Origin of the sequence: Kitasatospora sp. Root107 (genome assembly GCF_001424875.1) — a bacterium.
In the GTDB taxonomy this organism is placed as follows: Bacteria; Actinomycetota; Actinomycetes; order Streptomycetales; family Streptomycetaceae; genus Kitasatospora.
Genome location: NZ_LMCT01000012.1, coordinates 401,549 through 425,455, shown reverse-complemented (window position 1 = coordinate 425,455; position 23,907 = coordinate 401,549). Strand labels below are relative to the sequence as shown.

Genomic DNA, 23,907 nt, shown 5'->3' with positions numbered 1-23,907 from the left:
GTGCTGTAGGGCTACCCAGGGCCCCCGGGCTGATGCCTCCACGGGCCGGGACGGAGTGGTGTTATCCGGCCACCTCCGGGGCCGGATCGCGTAGCGTGACCCGTTATGCGACTCGGTGTACTCGACGTAGGTTCCAACACCGTCCACTTCCTCGTGGTGGACGCGCACCCCGGTGCTGCCCCGCTGCCCGCGTACTCGCACAAGGCGGAGCTGCGGCTCGCCGAGCTGCTGGACGAGGACGGGGCGATCACCGAGGTCGGCGTCGACAAGCTGGTCGGCATGGTGGCGTCCTCGCTCCGGGTGGCCGAGGACAAGGGTGTGGTCGACCTGCTGCCGTTCGCCACCTCCGCCGTCCGGGAGGCGGCCAACGGCGAGGCGGTGATCCGCCGGGTGACCGAGGAGACCGGGGTCGAACTGCGGGTGCTGTCCGGGCAGGACGAGGCCCGGCTGACCTTCCTGGCGGTCCGCCGCTGGTACGGCTGGTCGGCGGGGCGCATCCTCGACCTGGACATCGGCGGCGGCTCGCTGGAGCTGGCGGCCGGCCTGGACGAGCAGCCCGACGTGGTCTGTTCGCTGCCGCTCGGCGCGGGCCGGCTGACCGCCCGGCTGCCCGGGGAGATGGCGGACCCGGACGACGTCCGGGAGCTGCGACGCTACATCAGAGCCGAAATCGCGCAGGTGGTCGGCGAGTTCGCCCGGCGCGGTGTGCCGGACCACGCGGTCGGTACCTCCAAGACCTTCAAGCAGCTGGCCCGGATGACCGGCGCCGCTCCCGCCGACGCGGGCCCGCTGGCGGTCCGCAAGCTCACCCGGGCCGGCCTGGCCGCCTGGGTGCCCCGGCTGACCGGTATGACGGTGGCCGAGCGGGCGCAGATCCCCGGCGTCTCCGAGGGCCGGGCCCGGCAGCTGCTGGCGGGCGCACTGGTGGCCGACGCGGCGATGGACCTGTTCGGCCTCGACGAGCTGGACATCGCGCCGTGGGCGCTCCGCGAGGGCATCATCCTGCGCCGGCTGGACACCATGGACAGCCCCGCCGACCGGCGGGCCGCGCTGACCGGGTGACCAGTGCCACGCCCGGCAAGGTCTGCCGCGGCACTGGCGCACACCAATACCGCGCGCGGCCGCATACGCTGTTCCCCGTGGCGGAACCAGCGGACGAGGACGGAACGCGGGCGGGCCGCGCGGCCGGTGACCCTGCCCGGCAGCCGCGGCCGGCTCGGCCGCGCCGCGCCAAGGCCGCGGCCGAGCGGATCCCGGACGGGGACGGCCGGCGGACCCTGGGGGAGCGGGCCGCCAAGGCGGCGAAGGCCGCGAAGCCGGCCAGAGCGGCCAAGAGTGGCAAGGCCACGGACCGCAAGACCGGCAGCAGCAAGTCCACCGGGAGCAAGCCCACCAGCGGCAAGGCCACCGCAGCCAAGCCCGCCGCCCCCGCCAAGCAGTCGCAGCTCGCGCTGGCCACCCAGGCGGTGAAGGCGGTCCGGGCCGCGAAGAAGCCGGCCCGCCGGGCCCCGCTGCTGCGCACCACCGACCGGCTGGTGCTGCCGCCGCACGGCGACGGTCTGCACGTACCGGACACCAAGGTGGTGCTCTCCACCGCCTCGGTCTACCCCGAGAACACCGTGACCGCCTTCGAGCTGGCCGCCAAGCTCGGCTACGACGGCGTCGAGGTGATGGTCTGGAACGACCCGGTCAGCCAGGACGTCGAGGCGCTCCGCCGGCTCTCGGACGCGCACCGGATGCCGATCCTGGCGGTGCACGCGCCCTGTCTGCTGATCACCCAGCGGGTCTGGACCACCGACCCGTGGACCAAGCTGGTCCGGGCCAGGGCCGCCGCCGAGAAGCTCGGCGCGGACACCGTGGTGGTGCACCCGCCGTTCCGCTGGCAGCGGCAGTACGCCCGGGAGTTCGTCGAGGGCATCAACCGGATGGCGGGCGAGACCCACGTCCGGTTCGCGGTGGAGAACATGTACCCGTGGCGCTACCGGGACCGCGAGATGCTGGCGTACGCACCCGGCTGGGACGTCACCGAGGAGGCGTACCGGCACTTCACCATCGACCTCTCGCACGTCTCCACCTCGCGGATCGACGCCTTCGAGATGGTGGACCGGATGGGCGACCGGCTGGCCCACGTCCACCTCGCCGACGGTGCGGGCTCGGGCAAGGACGAGCACCTGATCCCCGGCCGGGGCACCCAGCCCTGCGCCGCCCTGCTGGAGCGCCTGGCCAGGACCGGTTTCACCGGCCACGTGGTGCTGGAGGTCAACACCCGCCGCGCGCTCTCGCCCGCCGAACGCGAGGCCGATCTGGCCGAGGCATTGGCCTTCACCCGGCTGCACCTGGCCACCGTGGCCAGGTAAGGGCGGACTACGGTGGCGGTATGACGAGCTATCAGCGGCAGGACCACGCGAACTCCTTCGGCGCGGTGGCCGCCGAGTACGAGGCCGGACGCCCGTCCTACCCCGCCGAGCTCTTCGACGAGCTGGAGCGGCTGACCGGCCGTCCGCTCAAGGGCGCCGAGGTGCTGGACGTCGGCGCGGGCACCGGCATCGCCACCCGCCTGCTGGCCGCCCGGGGCGCCAGGGTCACCGCCGTCGAGCCCAGCGCCGGGATGGCCGCCCAGCTGCGCGCCGTCAGCCCGGAGCTGCCGCTGGTCAAGGGCACCGGCGACGAACTGCCGTTCCACGACGCCACCGCCGACCTGGTCACGTACGCCCAGGCGTTCCACTGGACCGACCCGGACCGCTCGATCCCGGAGGCCCTGCGGGTGCTCCGCCCCGGCGGCTCGCTGGCCACCTGGTGGAACGTCAAGGACCAGCAGGCTCCGTGGGTGAAGGCGATGGGTGAGCGGCTGGCCGCCGGCATCCCCGAGGGCTACCACGGGTACGGCGCGGTCAACGAGATCGCCGAGGTGTTCGCCCCGTACGGCGGCACCGTCGGCCGGGCGGTGCTGCTTTGGGAGCGGGTGATCACGGTGGACGCGGTGATCACCGACCTGCGCTCGCGCTCCTACGTCGCGGTGCTGCCGCCGGAGCGGCGGGAGCCGCTGCTCGAGGTGGAGCGGGCCGAGCTGCTGGCGGCATTCCCGGACGGGCTGGTCACCGAGCCGTACGTGCTGGACCTCACGGTGCTCACCAAGGGGTGACCGGATGGCGGACAACGTGTCCGTCCGCTGGTACCAGGGGCGTAGGCTCGAAAGCCACGGCGACCCTGCACCCTCCCACCTTCAGCAGGGCCGCGAACGCGCCTGAGAAGGAGTGGACACAGTGCCCGAGCTGAAGTCCCGTACGGTCACCCACGGTCGCAACATGGCAGGCGCCCGGGCGCTTCTCCGGGCCGCCGGCGTAGCCCGCGAGGACTTCGGCAAGCCGATCATCGCGGTGGCCAACTCCTTCACCGAGTTCGTGCCCGGGCACACCCACCTGCAGCCGGTCGGCCGGATCGTCTCCGAGGCGATCCAGGCAGCGGGCGGTATCCCGCGCGAGTTCAACACCATCGCGGTGGACGACGGCATCGCGATGGGCCACCACGGCATGCTCTACTCCCTGCCCTCGCGCGACCTGATCGCCGACTCGGTCGAGTACATGGTGAGTGCGCACTGCGCGGACGCGCTGATCTGCATCTCCAACTGCGACAAGATCACCCCCGGCATGCTGATGGCCGCACTGCGCCTCAACATCCCGACCGTCTTCGTCTCCGGCGGCCCGATGGAGGCCGGTCAGGCCGTCCTGGTGGACGGCACGGTCCGCAAGCTCGACCTGGTGAACGCGATCTCGGACGCCGTCAACGAGAACGTCTCGGACGCGGACATCGCGATCATCGAGGAGAACGCCTGCCCGACCTGCGGGTCCTGCTCGGGCATGTTCACCGCCAACTCGATGAACTGTCTGGCCGAGGCGATCGGCCTGGCCCTGCCGGGCAACGGCTCGGTGCTGGCCACCCACACCGCCCGCAAGGCGCTGTACGAGGACGCCGGCCGGACCATCGTCGACATCACCAAGCGCCACTACGAGCAGGACGACTACTCCGTCCTGCCGCGCTCGGTCGCCTCCCGCGCCGCGTTCGAGAACGCGATGGCGCTGGACATCGCGATGGGCGGCTCGACCAACACGATCCTGCACCTGCTGGCCGCCGCCCAGGAGGCGGAGATCGAGTTCGACATGCGGGACATCGACGCGATCTCGCGCAAGGTGCCCTGCCTGTCCAAGGTCGCGCCGAACGGCAAGTACTACATGGAGGACGTGCACCGGGCCGGCGGCATCCCCGCCATCCTGGGCGAGCTGTACCGGGGCGGCCTGCTCAACGAGGACGTCACCACCGTGCACTCCACCTCGATGGAGCAGTGGTTCAAGGACTGGGACATCCGGGGCGGCGCCGCCACCGAGACGGCCGTCGAGCTGTTCCACGCGGCCCCCGGCTGCGTCCGCTCCGCCACCGCCTTCTCGCAGTCGGAGCGCTGGGACACCCTGGACACCGACGCGGCGAACGGCTGCATCCGCAGCATCGAGCACGCGTACTCCACCGAGGGCGGGCTCGCCGTGCTGTACGGCAACCTGGCCGAGGACGGCTGCGTGGTGAAGACCGCCGGTGTCGACGAGTCGATCTGGACCTTCAGCGGCCCCGCGGTGGTGCTGGAGTCGCAGGAGGACGCGGTGGACGCGATCCTCACCAAGCGGATCAAGGAGGGCGACGTCGTCGTCATCCGCTACGAGGGCCCCAAGGGCGGCCCCGGTATGCAGGAGATGCTCTACCCGACCTCGTTCCTCAAGGGCCGGGGCCTGGGCAAGGCCTGCGCCCTGATCACCGACGGCCGGTTCTCCGGCGGCACCTCCGGCCTGTCGATCGGTCACGCCTCGCCCGAGGCGGCCTCCGGCGGCACCATCGCGCTGGTCGAGGACGGCGACGTCATCGCCATCGACATCCCGAACCGCTCGGTCGAGCTGAAGGTCTCCTTCGAGGAGCTGCACGAGCGCCGCCTCAAGCTGGAGGCCGGTACGGGCTACCGCCCGAAGGACCGGGTCCGCCCGGTCAGCGCGGCGCTGAAGGCGTACGCGGCGATGGCCACCTCCGCCGACAAGGGCGCGGTGCGCGACGTGAGCAAGCTGGGCTGACGCCTGGTCAGGCGGCCGTCTCCCTGCTGGGGAGGCGGCCGCCTTCGTCGTTCGAGGGGGTGGCCGGGCCATAATCGACCTCGTGGACGAGCAGCAGAACCCCCAGGCCAAGCCCGCCGGTGCCCCCGAGCCGGAGCCGATCCGCTGGTTCGGCACCAGCTGGGCGGAGCGCGGCAGCGGCTACTGGGCCCGCCGGGTCGTGGTGCCGCTCGGCGCGCTGGTGGCGGTGGCCGCCGGACTGCTGCTGCTGCGCTTCGCGGTCGAGGGCGTCCGGGACTCCGAGGCCGGCGGCTTCGTCTACGGGCTGCTGGTCGCCGCGATCGCTCTCTGCTCGCTGCTCTCCGGCCTGCGGATGTGGAAGCTGCTGAGCGAGGGCAAGCCCGCCCTGACCGGCTGGATGACCGAGGAGAAGTCGCTCGGTGCGGTCTGGCTGATCGGCTTCGCCGGCGCCCTGATCGCGTACTTCCTGCGCAGCCTCACCGAGGCTCCGGGCGAGGCGGTCAAGCGGGCCGGGTACGACCGGGCCGTGCTCGACTTCGAGCGCCGGCAGAACGGTCGCACGGCCCGCAGCGGAAATCCGAAGCGGGCCAAGAAGCGCCGCTGAGCCGTCTGATCGACCGAGCCGACGTCAGACCGGCCTGGGCACCTCGGTCGCCGCCCTGGGCGTGGCATCCGCGCTGGGCTGTACGGCCGGGCTGCTCGGCGCCGGGCGCGGCTGGTCGCCGACCGTGTCGGTGGCGACCTGGAGGCTGAACAGCACGATCGCGATCATCGCCAGCACGATCAGCCAGGTCTGCCACGCCTTGCTGCCGCCGCCACGGGTCCGGCTCCGCTTGGGCCCGTCGTTGACGGAGCGTCGGCCGCCCGGGTCGACCGGCGGCTGGTGCTTCCACCGCGCGGCGAGCATCCGGGTACGCCCGGACTGCTCCTTGACGGTGGCGGACCGGACGAACTCCTCGTCCAGCACCAGCCCCTCGAACGGGTCGGGCTGCTCGGCCGGACGCTGCTCCGGCTCCTCGGCTATCGGCACGTCGTCAGTATGCCTCGCGAGCCGCCCGGGGGCCGCTGGTTTCCGATCAACTCCGGCTGACCGTCCCGCAGCCGCCCGTCGTGCGGAGTGCCCCGCTGCGGTCGTACGGGTCGGTGGTCGGCCCGGTCTGCAACGGCTCGGGCGAGGAGCCGAACGCGAGCTGGTCGAACTGCGGGTGGTAGAAGCCGTCGTCGATGTTGCATGCACTGTTGCCCGCGGAGCTCTCGGTCTTCTCGAAGCTGATCTTCTTCGGGTCCACCTTGTAGGTCTTGGGGTTGTAGAACCGGAAGGTGATCACCCGCCGCACTACGGTGCGGGCGGTCCAGGTGGTGGGGGCCGCCGTGGCACCGGCTACCGGGGCAGCTCCGCTGCCCGGCCGCAGGGCGTAGACGAAGGTGTAGTCGGTGTGAACCAGCACACCCTTCTCGCCGTCGCCCTCGAAGCTCGTCCGGCCCTGCACCTTGACCGTGTCCGTGGCCGGGATCGCGTCCCTCAGGTTGAAGCGGCTGAACATCCAGGTCCCCTCCAGCTCGGCCGAAGGGTGGTCCAGCGCGGTCACCGCCTGCTCCCGCGCCTGACGGTCCAGCAGGGTGAGGGCCGCTTCGGGTCGGCCCGCCGCGATCACCGCCGGGTCGAGGTTGGCGGCCACCAGGAAGTCCTTGACCAGCTTGAGCTGGGCGGCCACCTGCTCCTCGTCGAAGACACCGACGGCGGTGGCCTGAGGCAGCACGATCGCGTCCGGCCCGGCGGGCCACCCCTCGGCGGGCGAACCGGCCCACGGGCGGGCCACCGTCGGCTGCTGGTCGTCCACCGGCGGCGGTGCGGCGGAGGGCTTGGCGGTCTCCGGGCCGACGGTCGGGACGGTACGGGGTGCGGCGTCGGCCGAGTCCGTACCGCGCCGGGCGGCGTTCCAGTTGCGCAGGTCCTCGATGTTCAGTGCGGCGAGCGCCACCCCGACCGCGAGCAGGACGAAGACCGGGGCCTGCCAGTTCCGCTTCGGCCGCCGGACGTTGCCCCAGGGGTCGACCGGCTTCGGCTTCCGGCCGAACCGCCGCTTCGGCTTCGGCCCGTCGTTGACGGAGCGTCGACCGCCCGGGTCGACCGGGGGCGTGTCCTTCCAGCGGGCGGCGAGCATCCGGGTCCGGCCGGACTGCTCCTTCGTCTCGGCGGCCCGGATGAAATCCTCGTCCAGGACGAGCCCCTCGAACGGGTCGTCGGTGGGGCGCTGTTGTGGGTCTTCGGCGGTCGGCACGTGGACAGTATGTAGATCAGCCCATCACAACACCCGCACCGGGTCGGGGGTTTGCCACCCTGGGTGGGTGTTCCGTACCGGTACGACGCGTTTCGTCCAGTGGTGACCCGGTGTCAGTCCTGCTTCCGGGCCTTCTTCACCGATCCGACCACACCCGCGATCAGCAGCAGCACCCCGGCGGGCACCAGCGAGCCGAACAGCGCGGCGAACAGCCCGGACCCGCCGAGCAGCATCATCGACAGGGCGTTCAGCCCCCAGAGCGCACCCGCCGCCGGCAGGGCCGAGCGCCACGGGTGCTCGCTCGCCCAGCGGTGCAGGCGCCGGTCGGCGGTGTCCCGGCGGAGCTTGCCGCCGACCGTGCCGACCAGGAAGAAGAAGAACAACCCGAGCCCGACCGGCCCGGCCAGGATGTCCAGGGACCAGTGCCCCGTCACCACATCCACCCCGAGGGCGGCCCCACCGACCAGCACCCCGACCCCGGCCGCCGTCCGCCACGGCCCCAGGCCCGCCGAGGCGACCGCCAGCTGCCGGTTCTCACTACGCGACAAATCTCCGTGTCCCATACCTCCACGGTGCTCCGCCCGGAGCCCGGAAGCCATAGGGGTAGCCCCGGACTTTCCCCCTACGGGGTGCCGCGGGCCTATCCGGCCCGGCCAGGTGAGCCCCGGGCCGGGCCGGACGGGGTCAGCGTCGGTACTCGAGGGTGAGAACGGCGTTCGCGCCGCGCTGGAGGAAGAGGTAGCCGGTCGAGGCCAGGGCGTGGTCGAAGCCGAGGCGGAGCTGGACGGTGCCGCCCGGGGTGATGGCGGCGAGGCCGGCGGCGGTGAAGTCGGTGGAGACCCGGGTGCCGCTGCTGAAGGCGGCCAGGGTGGCCACGGCAGGGGCGTCGGCGGGGGCCGTGTAGTCGTCGGTGCCGGTGGTGCAGGCTGCGCCGAAGCAGCCGCTTCGGGTGTCGACCGTCAACTGGCCCTCGCCCCAGGGGTTTCCGCTGCCGCTGCCGTACGAGACGGTGAGCCGGGCGGCGGTGACCACGGCGCCGGCGGGGAGGGCGGTGGTGTCGAAGGAGAGCAGCGAACGGTTCTGCTTGCCGTCGGTGCCCCGGCCGACGGCGAGACCGAGGGAGCCCGCGAGGGTGCCGACGGCGGGGGCGGAGCCGTCCGCGTTGGCCTTCACGTAGCCGTCCCGGGAGGTGTCGTCGGTCAGGGTCAGCGTGCCGGTGCCACCCGTGGGCGACGGGGAGGGCGTAGGCGTGGGCGAACTACCGTCCAGGCCCCAGAACTTGCCGATCCGGTAGGAGGCGCAGATGTTGACGTCCAGCAGGTACGCCCCGGCGACACCGCACTGTTCGGCGCCGCTGCCCGGGTCGACCGGCTGGCCGTGGCCCATGCCGGTGAGCGAGTAGGTCTCCACCCTGGCCTGCCCGTCGGCGTCCGCGTACACGGCGTGCGGGTAGCCGCCGACGGTGTCGCTCACCGTCGGGGTCTGGCCGATCCCGTTGGCGTCCGTCCACTGCTCCATCAGCTCGGTGAGGTTGGTGGACTTCACCACGTAGTCCGAACTGCCGTGCCAGATCGACACCTTGGGCCAGCGACCGGTCCAGGACGGGGCGGAGCCGCGGACCAGGTCGCCCCACTGCTGCGGGGTGAGGTTGCGGCCGGTGGTCATGCAGTCGACGCTGGCCTGGGTCTGGCTGGTGGCGCACCGCGCGGGCAGCCCGGCGACCACACCGCCGCCCGCGAACACGTCGGGGTAGTCGGCCAGCAGGGCGGCGGTCATCGCGCCGCCGGCCGAGAGCCCGGTGACGTACACCCGGGCGGCGTCGGTGTCGAGGTCGGCCCTGGTCCGGTCGATCATCTGACGGATCGACAGCGCCTCGCCCTGGTCCCGGGAGAAGTCCCCGGACTGGTACCAGTTGAAGCAGGACGAGGAGTTGTTGGCGGACTGCTGCTGCGGCAGCAGCAGCGCGAAGCCCCACTGCTCGGCCCACCTGGTCCAGCCGGTCTCCTCGTCGAAGGCGGCGGCGGACTGGGTGCAGCCGTGCAGCGCGACCACCAGCGGGCGGCCGCTCGCCAGCCCGGTCGGGACGTAGCGGTACATCAGCAGGTTGCCCGGGTTCGAGCCGAAGCCGGTGACCTGGGTGAGCGCGGCGGCGGCGGCGGTGGCCCGGCCGGGCTGGAGGCCGAGCAGCCCGGCCAGTACGGCGAGCAGGGTCAGCGCGGCCCAGCAGAACCGGGGGAAGGGACGTACATGCATGGTGTCGGCTCCTGGGTGGGGGTGAAGCCTTGGGTGGGGTGCCGCGACGGTACGGCGGAGCGGAACCGGCCGGGCACGGTCCGGACGAACACCGCCCCGCCTGCCGGGTATCGGTCACGCACATTGCCCACACCGTGGGACGTCGCCCCGGCGGCACCCGGTCGGGTGCGAGGATGGCCGCACACGTACGTAAGGAGCGGCCATGTCCGGACAGAAGATCGCCTTCCTCGGTACCGGCAAGATCGGGGAGGCGCTGCTCTCCGGCCTGCTGCGGGCGGGCACCGACCCGGCCGACGTGCTGGTCACCGCGCGCCGTCCGGAGCGGGCCGCCGAGTTGGCGGAGAAGTACGGCGTCACCGCAGTGACCAACGCGGAGGCGGCCAAGCTGGCCGACACCCTGATCCTGGCGGTCAAGCCGCAGGACATGGGCACCCTGCTGGAGGAGCTCTCCCCGCACGTCAGCCCGGACCGGCTGGTGATCTCGGCCGCCGCCGGTGTGCCGACCCGCTGGTTCGAGGCCCGGCTCGCCGCCGGTACGCCGGTGGTCCGGGTGATGCCCAACACCCCGGTGCTGGTGGACGAGGGGATGAGCGTGATCTCCGGCGGCTCGCACGCCGAGGAGCGGCACCTGGTGCGGGCCGAGGAGATCTTCCGCTCGGTCGGCAAGGCGCTGCGGCTACCGGAGTCCCAGCAGGACGCGGCCACCGCGCTGTCCGGTTCGGGCCCGGCGTACTTCTACTTCCTGGTCGAGGCGATGACCGACGCGGGCATCCTGCTCGGCCTGCCCCGGCAGGTGGCGCACGACCTGATCGTGCAGTCGGCGATCGGTGCCTCGGTGATGCTGCGCGACTCGGGCGAGCACCCGGTCAAGCTGCGCGAGGCGGTCACCTCCCCGGCCGGCACCACCATCGCGGCCATCCGCGAGCTGGAGGTCCACGGGGTGCGGGCCGCGCTGCTCGGCGCGCTGGAGGCGGCCCGGAACCGCTCGCAGGAGTTGGCCTCCGGCGGGAAGTGACGCCCGCAGTAGGCTCGCCCGGGTGAGCTACGACTTGGTGATCTTCGACAACGACGGCGTGCTGGTGGACAGCGAGCCGATCTCCAACCGGGTGCTGGCCGAGTACCTGACCGAGCTCGGGTACCCGACCACGGTCGAGGACTCCTACCGGGACTACATGGGCTGCGCCGCGCACACCGTGCACGACGTGATCGGCGAGCGGTACGGGGCCACCCTGCCGGAGGGGTTCGACGAGCTGTTCCACGCCCGGGTGTTCGCCGCCTTCGAGCGTGAACTCGTCGCCGTCCGGGGCGCGGAGCAGCTGCTGAAGACCCTTCAGCAGCACGGCGTCCGGTACTGCCTGGCCTCCTCCGCGCACCACGAGTGGATCAGGACCGCGCTGGACCTCACCGGCCTGCGCGGCCACCACCCCGAGCAGCGGATCTTCAGCGCCCAGGACGTCGGCATCGGCAAGCCCGCACCGGACCTGTTCCTGCACGCGGCCCGCACCATGGGTGTCGAGCCCGGTGCCTGCCTGGTGCTGGAGGACAGCCGCAACGGCGTGCTCGCGGCCAGGGCGGCCGGGATGGACGTGTACGGCTACGCCGCGCTGACCGACCCCGCCAAGCTCACCGGCGCGGGGGCCACCGGGCTGATCACGGCGCTCGCCGAGGTACCGGGCCTGCTGGGGCTGCCGGACTGACCGTCAGTCCTGCTGCTCCTCGCCGGTCCTGGGCTTCCGGGGCGTCCGGTCCCGGCGGGGCCGATGGGGCATCAGCTCGCGTCGGCCGGTCCCGTCGGAGGCCCGCACCAGCGGAATCCGGGGCGGGAACGGCAGCACGGCGGCCTCCGCAGGACTAGCCCCGGCCGGGCCGGAGAACGGGGCGGAGCCGGGATCGGAGCCGGTGGTGCCGTCCTGGCGCCGGGGCCGGCTCTGCTGAGCGGGCACGGTGGCCTCGACCGCGGCCTGGGCGAGCTGGCGCCGGGTGTGCTGGACGGCGTCCTGCCACCCCTGGGCGTAGGCCTGCTCCCTGCTCTGGTCGTACTCGGCGGGGGTGGTGACCAGGACGCCGTCCGGCAGGGTCGTCTGGACCAGGGCGGCGATCACCCGGGCGATCAGCACCGGGGAGAGCCGCTGGCCCGCTCCGATCGGCTGCCGCTCGGCGATCCCGGTGATCAGGGCGAGGAGGTCGAAATCCTCCTCGCCCGAGGGGTGTTCGGGGGTGTCGGGGCCGTCGTTGCGATTCTTCTGCCCGACCACGCGCTGAACGCCTCTCACCGATCCACGAGTCAGCCCGCTGCGAGCCGCCTCGTCACCTTGCGCCCGGTGCCTTCGCCCTGGCTCGGCCGGTCGGCCACCGCCGACTGGTCGGGGGTGAACTGCTGGGCCACCTTGATGAACATCTCGCGGCGGTCGTCGGGGATCCCGAGCGCCTCCGCGACCTGTTCGAGGGTCATCCGTGCCCCGCCGGTTCCGGCGGACGCGCTGTCCTCAGCAGGGTAACTGACGGCCTGTGGGAGATCCTCGGCCGTCAGCTTGCCCGAGCGGATGAGCACTTCCCGGATCGGCACCCGGAGCGCGTGCGCCAGACCCCGCATGGTGTCCAGGTCGGGCATGCTCTGACGTTGCAGCAGCCGGGTCACGGCCGCTCGATGAACACCTGCGTCCTCGGCGAGCTTGGACTTCCCGCCGCCGCGTGGACTGTCGATATCGTACCCGCGGTCGCGCATCAGGTCCTCGACCCAGGATGCGAACCGATCGATGTCCGTGCTGCTCGGCACCATATGGCGCTCCCTCCGCGCTTTTATTCCCGCGGGACAAGGCTACCGCTCGCGCGCACGCGCAATAAGAGCTTACGCACGCGCAATCATGTCGGATTGGTCACGAATGCGCCCGAAGCATGGCCGGAATCGAAAGCACTTGCGTGCGTACGCGCAACGACAGATGATGTGTGCGAGCGCGCAACATGCCTCGTCCCTTCCAGCTCCGTGGAGCAGCCCCGCCATGACCGCCTTGGAGCAACCGACCGGCTTCGCCTTCGAGCGCGACCACGCCGCCGACTGGCGGGAGTTCGCCGCCTGCGCCGGACTGCCGTCGCGCACCGTCTTCGCGACCCGGCGGACCGAGGCCGCGCCGGCGCTGGCCCGCTGCGGGCACTGCCCGGTGCGCAGCCAGTGCCTGGCCGCCGTCCAGCCCGACCAGTCCTGGTTCGACGGGGTCTGCGGCGGACGGCTCTGGCGCAACGGCCGGACCGTGACGACCGGCTGAGCGCCCGTCATTCGCAGTACCCCTTCCTGTCCCCGTTCCCGCCAGGAGAGTCGTCGTATGAATGCCCAGACCGACCACGCGTCCACCGTCTCGGGCCGCCAGGTCGCCCGAGCCGCCCTCTGGCTCGATCTCCTGCACCGCCAGTTCCCTGAGCTCATCGAGGAGTTGGCGCCAGGACGGACCGGTGCTCCGGGCCGATCCGCCCCGCCGCCGGATGCTGCCGCGTCGGCCCGTCGGAGCGCCGCCGACCGGGCCGACCGGGATGCCGCGCTCTGGAACGAGCAGCACGGCCTGCGGGGTGCCGGCGGCGGCAGTGCTCCGCTCCGGCTGCACGTCTCGGACGCGCTGCGCGACATCACCGACGGCGTGGTCGAGCTGGAGGAGGCGATCCGCGACCGGCTCGGACTCGGCCGCCCGCCCCGGGCCGACGTACCCGCCCGACTGCGCCGGATCGCGGGCCTGCTGGCCTCGGTGGCCGACCACCCGGTGCTGGCCGAGCACGTCCTGGCGGAGTGCCGCCGGATGTCGCGCCGCTGCTCGGCCGCGCTGGGGGAGGCCGAGCAGCTGGTCCGGGTCCGGGGGCGCTGCCCCTGGTGCGACTCGGTCTCGCTGCGGGCCTTCCCGGCCTGGCGGGCCGTGCTCTGCGTCAACCCCGGCTGCCGGTGCACCGAGGCGGACTGCGAGTGCCGGACCAGCCCGGGGCACCGGCACACCTGGGCGGAGACCTCGTGGTCCCAACTCGCCCTGGACGCAGGGGTGGACGAGAGCGAGCTGGCGGTCCTGGTCGAAGCGGCGGAGCCCGCCGACGGATCGGGGTCGGTCAGTGGGTCGGAGTCGGTCGGCGGATCGGGGTCGGCCGCGTGAACCCGATCTCGCTGCCCGGGGTCGCCACCCTGGTCACCGCCCCGATCGCGGCGGTCGAGGTGGCGGTCGCCCCCGCCACCATCCGCAAGTGGGTGCAGCTCGGCCACCTGGCCGCCGCAGGCCGGCAGGGCCGGTCCCTGCTCTACCGACTGGAGGACGTCTTCGCCGCCGAGCGCCGTACCCGGCGGGGCCGCCAGTCCTGACCCTCCCTCAACTCGCCCCCGTCGCAGCCGAACAGCTGCGGCGGGGGCGTTCTGATGCCCGGGAAAGTCGTCTCCGCCGCAAGTTGCGATCGCGCGCGCAATGCGTCACAGTTGGAACAGCGGCGGAGCTGTGCCCCGAAAAACGGGGCGCGGCCCGCCGCTTCGCGTAGGGCGGCCGTACCCGTCGGGTGCAAGCCCTCCCTCCCTCCTCCCGCACCGAGGCCGCCGACACCTCGGCAGGTCCGGCTGCCCTGCGCACCACCCCTGGCCCCCGTCAGAAAGGAGCAGCACCATGCCCGATCCGCTGCTGGCGCTCCCCGACGTCGAACGACTGATCGTCGACGTCCTGCGCAACCGCACCGAGCTGGCGACCGCCACCGTCGACAACAAGCCGCCCGCCGGCTTCGACGGCACCCAGGCCGTCGTCCTGGTCTCCCGGACCGGCGGGGTCTGGATCGACGACCAGCACCTCGATCTCCCGCTGGTCGACCTGGAGGTCTACGGACCGACCAAGACCGCTGCCCACGCACTGATGCAGCTGGCCCGCGCGGCCGTCTTCCAGCTGCGCGGCACGGTCTACGGCGGTGCGGTGGTCACCGACTTCCAGGAGACGGACGGCCCGCGCTGGCTGCCCGACTACAACCGGCCGACCGGCAACCGGTACCGCAACACGGTCCGGCTGACGCTCCGTCCGATCTGAGCAGCCCCGCACCGCTCACCCCCCTGATCGGGCCCTTCGCCTTCTGCGATGGGCCTTCGTCGTATCCGCGACCGCAGATACGACAACCCGTCACCACATCCTCCCTAGGAGAGCACCATGGCAGGCACCAACGCCTCCGAGATCCGCGTCGCAGGCACCGGCCGCATCCTGGTCGCCCCGACCGGCACGCTCGCGCCGGTCGACACCACCGTGGCCTGGGCCGCCGGCTGGAAGGACCTGGGCTACACCACCACCGACGGCATCAAGTTCGCCAAGAAGGACAAGATCGACCCGGTCAAGACCTGGCAGTCCTCCAGCACCGCCCGGCTGATCTACGGCGACCGCGACCTCACCCTCAAGTTCCAGCTGCTGCAGATGAACGAGGACACCCTGCCGTTCTTCCTCGGCGGCGATGCCACCACCGAGACCGCCGTGGGCTCCGGCATCTACAAGTACGACCTGGCGTCGGCCCCCAAGGCCAACGAGAAGGCCCTCGGCATCGAGTTCACCGACGGCTCGGCGATCACCTACCGCTTCGTCATCCCGCGCGGCCAGGTGACCGACACCGAGGAGCTGGGCCTGACCCGGACCGCCGCCATCAAGCTCGGCGTCACCTTCACCGCCCTGTCGGCGGACGACACCAAGCCGCTGGCGACCATCCTGATGAAGGACCCGGCGTACTCGCTGGTCTGACCCTGAGTCAGTAACCCTCCCTGGGCCCGGCGGAGAGCCTCCTCTCCGCCGGGCCCGCTCCTTTTCCATCCCCCTGATTGGAGTCCCCTGATGGCTACCTTCTCCGTGAACGCGGCCCGGGCCCAGCGCCTCGAAGCCCTCGGCAAGGCATGGACCTTCGAGCTCGACGACGACCTGTTCGAGCTCCCCACCGAACTCGCCCGCAGCACCGCCCGCAAGCTCGCCAGGCTCGACGACAACGACGTCGACGGCCTGCTCCGACTCCTGCTCGGTGAGGCGCAGTTCGAGCGCTTCGACCGCCACGAGATCACCATGCAGGACGTCGCCGCGATCCTCGAGGCGTACGGCAAGGAGACGGGTCTCGGCCTGGGGGAAGCCTGAGCCTCGGCGAGTTCGTCGACGAACACGCCGAGGCCCTCGAAGCCGACCTGCTCCGGCACTACGGCGTGGACCTCCTCGACTGGCACCGCGAGCGGCTCTCCTCCCGCCGGCTCGCGGTGCTGATCAAGCACCTCCCACGCGACAGTGCCCTCACCCGCGAACTCCACGACGACGCCGTCGACTGGTCCACCACGGACTACCTGCTGGCCAACGTGGTCGACCACCTGGCCGTCGCCAACTGGATGTTCGCCACCATCAACCGCGACGAAGAGGCAGAGCCCCTCGACCCCCCGGAGCCGACGGCCCGCCCGGGCGGCGCGACCGGCGAGGAGTCGGGCGAGGTCGCGATCCACCAGGAGGCCGTGCCCGAGGTCTCGGCCTCGACGCTCGCGCTGTTCTTCGGCGCGGGGGTCCAGTAACTGCGATTGGAGCAACGATGGCTGGTACTGGTGGTCCCGAGCCGGTATTGAGGTACTGGACCAGGGACGATGCCGACATCTACAAGAAGAAGCTCAATGCGATCAGCACGACGGTCAATGGGCTGAGCGGATCGGTCGATTTCCTGAAGGTAGCCCTGGGAGGGCTCAGTGTGGCCGTCACGGCTGCATCCTTCGGTGTCACCGTAGCCAAATTCGACTACACCTTCTGGAAATTCGACGAGAAGGGTGTCACGTATCGCGGAAAGCCCGTGCACACGTGGAGTTGGGTCGATGCGGCGAAATGGGAGAAAGAACGACGTGAGTGGCTGAACTGGCGGGCGACCAAGGCGGAGCCGGAGATCAAGGAATTGAACTCCAAGCTCCGTTCCCTGGTTGCGGAGGCCAAGCGCCAAGAGGCGCATATCGGCAGGGCAAATGAGGCAAAGGCTCGCAAGTCAGACCCGGCAGATATTCAGCGCATCGAGAACAGGGTCAAGGAACACGCCGCGAATCTGAAGGCCACCATGGCGGAGGCCGACAAGGTCCAGGCGAAGCTCGATCGGAAGCTCAAGACTGCCAAGCACGAGCGCCTCGATACCAAGGTCGTCAAGAAGAAGGACGACGCAAAGGACAAGGCCGTCAAAGCCCAGGCCAAGAACGTCGAGGAGATTCGAACCGGCCTGAAGAACCTCGACGGCGACATGAAGCGGCTGAATGAGACCTCGAAGAAGCTCCAGAGTGCCCTGGGAGGGTGACGTGTGCCTTCAGGGGTCAGTTCTTCCACGGATCCGGATAGAAAGGGGTCAGGTATCTCATGAGTCTCAAGAGCGCAATTGATGGAGTCGGTGCCAGTGCCAGGCGTTTCGGCGCCGACATGCGGCAGGCCAACTCGGCCATGGGGCAGCTCAAGTCGGGCGCCTCCCAGGCGGAGGGTTCGATCGCCGGCACCGGAAAGGCAATGGCGGCCACCGGCAAAGCCGGGTCCACCACCGGTGGGCTGATGGGGAAGTTCAAGTCCGGGCTGGATCTCGCCACCGGCGGGATGAAGGGCCTGAACACCGCGATGAAGGGCAACCTGATCGGCCTGCTGCTGATGCTGCTGGCCCCGCTCATCGCGAAGATCGTCGACATGGCGATGCAGTCCAAGACCATGCAGAAGATCATGGACACCGCCTTCAAGGTGATCGGCCAGGTCATCGACACGGTGATGAAGGCGATCGGTCCGATCATGAAGCAGACCGGCGACATCATCGCCAAGGTCTGGGGCAGCGTCCAGACGGCCATCGCCACGGTGGTGGACTGGATCTGGACCGCGATCAAGTGGTACTTCAACGCCTACAAGACCGTGATCACCACCGTGCTGGACATCGTCCTCGGTGTGGTCATCGGGGCGTGGAACGGGATCCGGGGCGCGATCTCCGGGGTGCTGGACTGGATCAAGAGCGCCACCACCGGGGCGTTCAACACCGTCAAGGACGCGCTGAGCAGCGCCTGGGGCGCGCTCTCGGGGATCGCGGAGAGCGCGTTCAACGCCGTGTTGTCAGCGGTGAGGACGCCGCTGAACGCGGTGATCGGCCTGGTGAACAGGGCGATCAGCTCGATCAACGGGATCCGGATCGACATCCCGGACTGGGTGCCGGGGATCGGCGGCAAGGGGTTCGGGGTCAACATCCCGACCATCCCGATGCTGGCCAACGGCGGCGTCATCGCGCCGTCCGCCGGCGGCACCCTCGCGCTGATCGGTGAGGGCGGGCAGCACGAGGCGGTCATCCCGCTGGACCGGCTGGACCGGATGCTCAGCTCGGGCGGCTCCTCTCCGGCGGCGGTCAACCGCCTTGCGGCGGCCGTCGAGTCGCTCGCACTGCGGCCGGTGCTGATCCAGGTGGACTCCCAGACCATCGCCCGGGCGGCGATGGACGGGCAGCGCCAGCTCGTCCGCCGCTGACCGACGGCCACCAGAACTCACCACCTACTGAGAGGAGTTGTGCCTCATGCCGCACAACCTGTGGATCGGCCGCCCCGGTTCGCTCCGGGAGATCGACCAGGCCGCGAAGAGCTGGGACCGCAGTGCCGACCTCGGGGTGACCGAGTTCCGGTCGCTGAGCGGGCGGGCGACGGTGGTGTACGCGCCGAGCTCCGTCCGCCGGCTGAAGCTGAGCTGGGAGTCGTTGGACCAGGCGACGGCCGCCTATCTGGACCGGCTGGTCCGCCGGGTGGACGGCAACGGACCGCTGGCGGTGCTGGATCCGGTGGTGGTGAATCTGCTGACGGCGGATCAGTCGGCGGGCCGGGCGCTGTCCCCGGTCGCGGCCGGGGCGGATCCGGCCAGGCCGGGGCAGTGGTACCCGGTCAACGGGCTGCTGGTGGAGTCGGTCAACGTCCCCGGGGCGTACGCGTTCCAGGCCGCGGTGGCCACCGCGACGGTGAGTTGGAAGCACCCCAACTGGGCGGGGCTGCCGGTGGTGCCGGGGATGGCGGTGACGTTCGCGTTGCCGACTGCGTTCCCGGCGGCCACCTCGGTGGCGCAGGTGAAGTTCCTCAACTCGGCCGGGAACGACCTCGGTTCAGGGGCGCTGAGCCAGCCGGGCCGGACCGTGAACGGCGCGGTGCCGGCCGGCGCGGTGTACGCGGTGCCGTTCGGGACGCCGGGTGCAGTCGGCAACCATGCGCTGGCCGGGGCCTGCTTCACGGTTGGCGGTGACTGGGCGTCGGAGGAGCAGCCGGGTGAGGGATACCCGGCGATGGCGGTGATCGGCTACTCGGACACCCCGGCGGCCAAGCTGCCGTACCGCAACATCTCGATTGATCTGCTGGAAGCGGCGAGCACTGCGGGCTGACCCCGAACGAAGCAGAACTCGCCATCTACTGAGAGGAGTTGTGCCGTATGCCGCACAACCTGTGGATCGGTCGGCCCGGCTCGCTCCGGGAGATCGACCAGGCCGCGAAGAGCTGGGACCGCAGCGCCGACCTCGGTGCGACCGAGTCCCGGGCGGCGAGCGGACGGGCCACCGTGGTCTACAAGCCGAGGCCGGTCCGCCGGCTGAAGCTGAGCTGGGAGTCGTTGGACCAGCGCACCGCTGTGTACCTGGACCGGTTGGCCCGCCGGGTGGACGGTGCCGGTCCGTTCGTGGTGATCGACCCGGCGGCGGTGAACCTGCTGGAGGCCGCCCAGGCGGCGGGCCGGGACTGGCCCGGCAGCGGGGGGAAGGTCAACTGGTTCGGCCACGGGCCGGCCAGCACGGTGGTGGAGTCCGGTACGGCGCCGGGCGCGTTCGCCCTCCAGGCCGGTGCGGTGGACAGCGGCATCGGCTGGCGGCACCCGTACTGGGCGAAGATCCCGGTGGCTCCCGGCATGACGGTGTCGTTCCGCAGCCCGACCGCCTTCCCGCTCACCGGGGTCACCCAACTCGACTTCAAGGACGCCACCGGGGCCTACCTCAGCACGGCCACCGGCACCGCGGGCCAGGTCACGGCCGTCACGCCGACGGGCACCGCCTACGTCACCCCGGTGGCCAAGCCGGGCGCGGTCGGCAGCTACTCGCTGGCCGGCGCCTGCTTCACCATCGGCGGCGACTGGCCGGACCCGACGCTGCCCGGTGACGGCTGCCCGGCGATGGCGGTGACCGGCTACTCGGACACCCCGGCGGCCAAGCTGCCGTACCGCAACATCTCGATCGACTTCCTGGAGGTGGCAAGTGCAGCAGGATGACGCGGTCCTCGGGGCCGCCCTCGCGGTGGGCGAACGTTCCTACCGGAACACCACCCGGCTCGGTGGTGTCGATCTGTCCTCCCAGATACAGGCATGGAAGGTGGACAGGGCCTACACCACCGACCTCCCGCAAGCGATGCGGGCCTTCTCGGGCAGTTCCTCGGCCCAGCTGGACCTGGAGCTGGCCGGAACCGGCGGGGTGTCCGCGCCCGCGCTCTATTCGCCGTGGTCCGGCCGGATCACGGGCGACGTGGTCCGGCCGGGCCAGTCGGTGGTCCAGCTGAGCGGCCTCGGTGCCGGCGTCCAACTTCCGGTCTTCCGGGGCACGGTGCGCAACCGCAGTGCCGACTCCGGAACCGACACGGTGCGGATCAGCGCGCTGGACGGTGCGGAGCGGCTGCGCGGCCCTGCCCTGTTGCCGAAGCCCTACCTCGGTTTCAGCGCCAACTCCCGCCAGCCGGTGGCCAGCGCCACCTGGTGCGTCGACGAGCTGCTGCGGCAGGCCGGCATCCTGACCTGTCCGCCCGCCCGTGCTCCCGACTACCAGACGGGCAAGCCCTACACGCTGCTGCACGCCTCACTGCACGGCGGCGTGACGCCCGGCATCGGCACCCTGGAGCTGGTCCCGGACGCCAGGCACTACCGCTGGAGCCGGTCGGCGGCGCCGTACGAGATGGCCCTGGTGCCGACCCAGCCGGGGGTGCAGATGGGCTGGATGCCGCGCTCCAGGGTGCTGTTCCCCGGTCCGGGGACACTCCTGGAGGCCACCTTCAACTCCCTTGCCGGAGCCGGGAACAAGGCGGTCTTCAAGCTGTACCTGGACCGGTTGGGGAAGGACTTCGGGCTGCTGAAGTTCTCGGTCGACTTCGCCGCCGGAACGCTGGAGTTCTGGTCCGGCACCATGAAGGAGTCGGGTGTCGAGGAAGGCGTGGCCCAGAGCTGGTCCTTCCCCGCTCTGGCACAGCGGCGCGGGGTCTGGCAGCTCGGTCTCCTGATCGACAGCGCCTGGTCGCTCATGAGCGAGTACGACGCCAGCGGGGACTGGATCAGCAACGAGATCATGGCCATTCCGTTCCTGCGGGGCGAGGACGGCACCGTTCTGCAGGGGAACTTCGCCGAACTCGGCGGCCTCGGCAAGCAGTTGGCATCTGAGCTGTATCGGGTCGATCTGGTGACGGATGTCGCCACCGAGGGCGTCCAGCTGACCAAGGGCTACAACCTGCAGTCGCCGATCGCGGCAGACTTCAAGCAGAGCTGGACCAAGGGCGCCACGCTGGACGAGGTCACCCTCCCGCTCTACAACATCCCGGCGGTCTCCGGCAGCCAGTGGGAGACGATCTCGCAGATCGCCAAGGCGGCCATCGGCACCGCCGAGTTCGACGAGAGCGGCATCTTCAGGTGGCGCAACCACACCCGGTTCAGCAGCCGCCCGACCACCGCCCAGCGGACCGTGACGACACTGCGGGAGATCGCCTCGCTGACCGTGTCGGAGGAGATCGACGCCTGCCGCAACTACTGCGTCCAGCCCTACCAGGACTGGTCCAAGGTGGACGTGGTGGTCGGCGAGACCTATGCCGACGCCGAGGTGCGCAGCATTCCTCCGCAGGGCCGGGTGGAGATCGCCTACTCGGTGGGGGAGGGCGACTTCGACATCTTCGCCCCGCTGGTCGACGACGACGTCCTGGCCGCGGGCGGGTCGGCGCTGCGGTTCGCGCCGACCTCGCCCCCCTATGTGATGGCACCGGCGGTCAAGGGCCGGGTGGAGACCCGGATCCAGCGGGACGGCGGCACGGTCTACCTCACTCTGGAGAGCTGGTCCCCGAACACGGTCTACACCGTGAACCGCGACGGCTCGCCCTCGGTGCGGCTGGTCACCTACAAACCCTCGGCCGATCCGGTGGTGCGCACGGTGGTGGCCCAGAGCGTGGCCAGCCAGGCCAAGTACGGCCGGCAGCAGTACAGCGCGGAGGGCTCGGACTGGGTGCAGGACCAGCGCACCGCATCCGATCTCGCCAAGGCCCTTCTGAACGCCGGTATCTACCCGGTGCCGGTGTTCGGCGGAGTCGACGTCCTCTACGACCCGACGCTTCAACTGGGCGACGTGGTCCGGGTGGTGGATACCGCCGGAGCCGCGCTCGACACCATGGCCTGGGTGGTCGGCATGAGCGTGGAGGCCGGCCGCGACGGTGCGGTCCGGCAGACCTTGACGCTGCGCGGCACCGACTACAACTCGGTGCCGCTGGACGCTCCGGGCGCGGACCAGCCGGTGGACCCGGCGGCTTGGAACACCCGTACATACGCCCAGGTGGCCGGAAGCTATCCGACCCTCGCGGCCCTCACCGCCTCCGGGCGCAGCTACAAGGGCCTGCATTCGAACTGACGTCCCGACCGGGACCGACCCTTCGTCAGATTGGAGCACACCATGAGCGAACCCACCACGGTGGAACTCAGCGCCGTCCAACTCCAGCAGCTCGCCGACTCGGTGGCCGAGCAGCTGGCCGGCCTGCTGATCCGCCGCGATCCGGCCCAGCTGCCGGTCGGCGGCCTGGTCAGCACGCTCGGCCAGTGGGTCACCCCGCCGCAGGGCGCCGTGGCGGTCGCGACCGCACCGGACTTCCCGGAGCTTCCTCCGGTGGAGCCGGGTTCGGTCCCGGCAGAGGCCGTGCAGGACGGCGGTGCGGCGGCATGAGCAAGCTGACCCCGATGAGCCGGCTGCCCTATCCGGAGGCAACCGACCCGGCCGACCTTCCCAAGCACCTGCAGAGTCTCGCCACCGAGCTGGACTCCCGAACCGTGCTCCGGTTCGACGACAGCGCCTCGCGAGACCAGGCGATCACGCAGCCGGTGACCGGCATGGTGGCCCACGTCAAGAACCGCGGCCACACCACCTACGACGGAATCGCCTGGGTGCCGTTGTTCGACCAGCCGCTCGCCATCTACCTGCAGACCACCGCGCAGAGCATCCCCAGCGGTGGGACCTCGCAGCTCACCTGGCCTGCCCCGCAGTTCGACACCCACGGCGGGTACAAGTCGGCCACTCCGACCCGCTACACGCCGGTGATGTCCGGGCACTACCTGGTGACCGCCCAGATCTCGTTCAGCGTGAACCCCAACGGCGGCCGGGTGGTGAACCTGCTGAAGAACGGCACGGCCGGCTTCGGTCAGGCCGCGCACGCGGCCATCCCGGGCACCGCGTACAACACCACGGTGGTCGCCACCGGGGTGATCTACCTGAACGGCGTCGGCGACTTCATCGAGATCCAGGTGGCGCAGAACTCCGGCAGCACCATCGCCACGGTGGCCCCCGGCGCGGACTCCTCCACCAAGCTCACCGTGCTGCGGGTTCACAGCTGACCCTCGCGCCGTCCGTCCCACTGAAGCCCTGCTCCGGCCCAACGGCCAGGAGCAGGGCTTCAGTTCGTTTCCCTTCCGCAAGGAGCACCCATGTCCGACTCCACCCGCCGTACCCTGCGCACCACGGTGCAGACCCTGCTCGGCCTGCTCGCCGCCGTCCCCCTGCTGGTGGACAGCGGCAGCCTGCCCGCCACCCTGCCCGGCCTCGCGCTGGCCGTCACCGTCTCCACCACCGTCACCCGGCTGATGGCGCTGCCCGGCGTCGAGCAGTTCCTGCCGTCCTGGCTGCGCCGGGAGACCGCCGACGCGCCGTCGGGCGAGCGGTGACCGCTGGCGTCCTGGGGACGGCCACCCTCGAGACCGTCGTGGTCTGGTGTGGCGCACTCACCGCCGTCACCGCGGCGACCGGCATGCTCTGGCGGCTCGGCCGGGTGGTCCGTCAGATCGCCCACCGGGTAGAGGAGTTCAGTGAGGACTGGCAGGGCACCGAATCCCGCCCCGGTGTCCCCGGAAGGGAGGGGGTGATGACCCGGCTGGACGGCATCGAGCGCCGGCTCACCGCTGTCGAGCACGAACTCCGCCCGAACAGCGGCTCCTCGATGCGCGACGCGATCGACCGTGTGGACCGCCGCACGCTCCGGATCTCCCCCGACGCGGAGGCGTGAACTCCCTTACCCA

Annotated in this window: 29 protein-coding genes; 23 read left to right on the top strand and 6 right to left on the bottom strand. The window is 71.2% G+C overall.

The annotated features are described in order from the left end of the window. The first annotated feature begins 105 nt into the window (after positions 1 to 105). The 5 genes from ASC99_RS13700 to ASC99_RS13680 all read left to right on the top strand — a co-directional run bounded on the left by ASC99_RS13700 (position 106) and on the right by ASC99_RS13680 (position 5,712). Entirely contained in the window at positions 106 to 1,062 is a 957-nt protein-coding gene (locus ASC99_RS13700; protein WP_057231696.1) for a Ppx/GppA phosphatase family protein, read from the top strand. A 497-nt stretch (positions 1,063 to 1,559) separates the two neighbouring features. Next, the gene (locus ASC99_RS13695) at positions 1,560 to 2,357 is read left to right on the top strand and encodes a sugar phosphate isomerase/epimerase (RefSeq protein WP_057232158.1); all 798 of its coding nucleotides are present in this window, start codon (positions 1,560 to 1,562) and stop codon (positions 2,355 to 2,357) included. Between the two features lie 20 nt (positions 2,358 to 2,377). Then, positions 2,378 to 3,142, top strand: a complete 765-nt coding sequence (locus ASC99_RS13690; RefSeq protein ID WP_057231694.1) for a class I SAM-dependent methyltransferase — start codon at positions 2,378 to 2,380, stop codon at positions 3,140 to 3,142. A 121-nt stretch (positions 3,143 to 3,263) separates the two neighbouring features. Then, entirely contained in the window at positions 3,264 to 5,108 is a 1,845-nt protein-coding gene (gene ilvD, locus ASC99_RS13685; protein WP_057231692.1) for a dihydroxy-acid dehydratase, read from the top strand. 82 nt (positions 5,109 to 5,190) lie between these two features. Then, positions 5,191 to 5,712 (top strand): hypothetical protein, encoded by a 522-nt coding sequence (locus tag ASC99_RS13680; protein ID WP_057231691.1) that lies wholly within the window; start codon positions 5,191 to 5,193, stop codon positions 5,710 to 5,712. A gap of 24 nt (positions 5,713 to 5,736) precedes the next feature. On the opposite strand, the gene ASC99_RS36685 is transcribed toward ASC99_RS13680, so the two are convergent. The 4 genes from ASC99_RS36685 to ASC99_RS41705 all read right to left on the bottom strand — a co-directional run bounded on the left by ASC99_RS36685 (position 5,737) and on the right by ASC99_RS41705 (position 9,643). After that, positions 5,737 to 6,138, bottom strand: a complete 402-nt coding sequence (locus tag ASC99_RS36685; RefSeq protein ID WP_063857068.1) for a hypothetical protein — start codon at positions 6,136 to 6,138, stop codon at positions 5,737 to 5,739. A gap of 46 nt (positions 6,139 to 6,184) precedes the next feature. After that, entirely contained in the window at positions 6,185 to 7,390 is a 1,206-nt protein-coding gene (locus ASC99_RS13670; RefSeq protein ID WP_057231689.1) for a hypothetical protein, read from the bottom strand. Positions 7,391 to 7,503: 113 nt separating this feature from the next. After that, positions 7,504 to 7,938 (bottom strand): hypothetical protein, encoded by a 435-nt coding sequence (locus ASC99_RS13665; RefSeq protein ID WP_057231687.1) that lies wholly within the window; start codon positions 7,936 to 7,938, stop codon positions 7,504 to 7,506. Between the two features lie 136 nt (positions 7,939 to 8,074). Further along, positions 8,075 to 9,643, bottom strand: coding sequence for a PHB depolymerase family esterase (locus ASC99_RS41705; RefSeq protein WP_057231686.1), 1,569 nt, complete (start codon positions 9,641 to 9,643; stop codon positions 8,075 to 8,077). Between the two features lie 202 nt (positions 9,644 to 9,845). Between ASC99_RS41705 and proC the strand changes: the two genes are divergently transcribed. Both proC and ASC99_RS13650 read left to right on the top strand, forming a co-directional pair. Further along, positions 9,846 to 10,658 (top strand): pyrroline-5-carboxylate reductase, encoded by an 813-nt coding sequence (gene proC, locus ASC99_RS13655; protein ID WP_057231684.1) that lies wholly within the window; start codon positions 9,846 to 9,848, stop codon positions 10,656 to 10,658. Between the two features lie 22 nt (positions 10,659 to 10,680). After that, entirely contained in the window at positions 10,681 to 11,340 is a 660-nt protein-coding gene (locus ASC99_RS13650) for an HAD family phosphatase (RefSeq protein WP_057231682.1), read from the top strand. Positions 11,341 to 11,343: 3 nt separating this feature from the next. On the opposite strand, the gene ASC99_RS13645 is transcribed toward ASC99_RS13650, so the two are convergent. Beyond that, positions 11,344 to 11,898: a hypothetical protein gene (locus ASC99_RS13645; RefSeq protein WP_057231680.1), complete on the bottom strand. Its 555-nt coding sequence runs from the start codon at positions 11,896 to 11,898 to the stop codon at positions 11,344 to 11,346. 29 nt (positions 11,899 to 11,927) lie between these two features. Further along, positions 11,928 to 12,422: a helix-turn-helix transcriptional regulator gene (locus ASC99_RS13640; protein ID WP_057231678.1), complete on the bottom strand. Its 495-nt coding sequence runs from the start codon at positions 12,420 to 12,422 to the stop codon at positions 11,928 to 11,930. Between the two features lie 220 nt (positions 12,423 to 12,642). On the opposite strand from ASC99_RS13640, the gene ASC99_RS13635 reads away from it, so the two are divergent. From ASC99_RS13635 to ASC99_RS13560, 16 genes are all read left to right on the top strand, one after another. Continuing rightward, entirely contained in the window at positions 12,643 to 12,906 is a 264-nt protein-coding gene (locus tag ASC99_RS13635) for a WhiB family transcriptional regulator (protein ID WP_082598294.1), read from the top strand. 57 nt (positions 12,907 to 12,963) lie between these two features. After that, positions 12,964 to 13,770: a hypothetical protein gene (locus tag ASC99_RS13630; RefSeq protein ID WP_057231677.1), complete on the top strand. Its 807-nt coding sequence runs from the start codon at positions 12,964 to 12,966 to the stop codon at positions 13,768 to 13,770. After that, positions 13,767 to 13,973, top strand: a complete 207-nt coding sequence (locus ASC99_RS13625; RefSeq protein WP_235502490.1) for a hypothetical protein — start codon at positions 13,767 to 13,769, stop codon at positions 13,971 to 13,973. Before ASC99_RS13630 ends, ASC99_RS13625 begins: the two co-directional genes overlap by 4 nt. Before the next feature lie 292 nt (positions 13,974 to 14,265). After that, a complete protein-coding gene (locus tag ASC99_RS13620) occupies positions 14,266 to 14,673 on the top strand; it encodes a hypothetical protein (RefSeq protein WP_057231675.1) in 408 nt (135 codons plus the stop codon). 117 nt (positions 14,674 to 14,790) lie between these two features. Continuing rightward, a complete protein-coding gene (locus tag ASC99_RS13615; RefSeq protein ID WP_057231673.1) occupies positions 14,791 to 15,366 on the top strand; it encodes a hypothetical protein in 576 nt (191 codons plus the stop codon). 90 nt (positions 15,367 to 15,456) lie between these two features. Beyond that, positions 15,457 to 15,747: a hypothetical protein gene (locus ASC99_RS13610; protein ID WP_057231671.1), complete on the top strand. Its 291-nt coding sequence runs from the start codon at positions 15,457 to 15,459 to the stop codon at positions 15,745 to 15,747. Between the two features lie 65 nt (positions 15,748 to 15,812). Then, the gene (locus ASC99_RS13605; RefSeq protein WP_057231669.1) at positions 15,813 to 16,166 is read left to right on the top strand and encodes a hypothetical protein; all 354 of its coding nucleotides are present in this window, start codon (positions 15,813 to 15,815) and stop codon (positions 16,164 to 16,166) included. A 17-nt stretch (positions 16,167 to 16,183) separates the two neighbouring features. Further along, complete coding sequence (locus ASC99_RS13600) at positions 16,184 to 16,921, top strand: hypothetical protein (RefSeq protein WP_157531511.1); 738 nt, start codon at positions 16,184 to 16,186, stop codon at positions 16,919 to 16,921. Positions 16,922 to 16,980: 59 nt separating this feature from the next. Then, the gene (locus ASC99_RS13595) at positions 16,981 to 18,111 is read left to right on the top strand and encodes a phage tail protein (RefSeq protein WP_157531510.1); all 1,131 of its coding nucleotides are present in this window, start codon (positions 16,981 to 16,983) and stop codon (positions 18,109 to 18,111) included. A 46-nt stretch (positions 18,112 to 18,157) separates the two neighbouring features. Then, positions 18,158 to 19,003, top strand: coding sequence for a hypothetical protein (locus ASC99_RS13590; RefSeq protein ID WP_057231663.1), 846 nt, complete (start codon positions 18,158 to 18,160; stop codon positions 19,001 to 19,003). A 47-nt stretch (positions 19,004 to 19,050) separates the two neighbouring features. Beyond that, the gene (locus ASC99_RS13585) at positions 19,051 to 19,875 is read left to right on the top strand and encodes a hypothetical protein (protein ID WP_057231661.1); all 825 of its coding nucleotides are present in this window, start codon (positions 19,051 to 19,053) and stop codon (positions 19,873 to 19,875) included. Next, on the top strand, positions 19,862 to 22,255 hold the full coding sequence (locus ASC99_RS38475; RefSeq protein WP_057231659.1) for a hypothetical protein: 2,394 nt from the start codon (positions 19,862 to 19,864) through the stop codon (positions 22,253 to 22,255). The genes ASC99_RS13585 and ASC99_RS38475 overlap by 14 nt, the downstream gene beginning before the upstream one ends. 42 nt (positions 22,256 to 22,297) lie before the next feature. Beyond that, entirely contained in the window at positions 22,298 to 22,564 is a 267-nt protein-coding gene (locus tag ASC99_RS13575; protein ID WP_057231657.1) for a hypothetical protein, read from the top strand. Next, entirely contained in the window at positions 22,561 to 23,229 is a 669-nt protein-coding gene (locus tag ASC99_RS13570) for a hypothetical protein (RefSeq protein ID WP_057231655.1), read from the top strand. Before ASC99_RS13575 ends, ASC99_RS13570 begins: the two co-directional genes overlap by 4 nt. A gap of 90 nt (positions 23,230 to 23,319) precedes the next feature. Beyond that, the gene (locus tag ASC99_RS13565; protein WP_057231654.1) at positions 23,320 to 23,556 is read left to right on the top strand and encodes a hypothetical protein; all 237 of its coding nucleotides are present in this window, start codon (positions 23,320 to 23,322) and stop codon (positions 23,554 to 23,556) included. Continuing rightward, on the top strand, positions 23,553 to 23,894 hold the full coding sequence (locus tag ASC99_RS13560) for a hypothetical protein (RefSeq protein ID WP_057231652.1): 342 nt from the start codon (positions 23,553 to 23,555) through the stop codon (positions 23,892 to 23,894). Before ASC99_RS13565 ends, ASC99_RS13560 begins: the two co-directional genes overlap by 4 nt. Positions 23,895 to 23,907 lie beyond the last annotated feature (13 nt).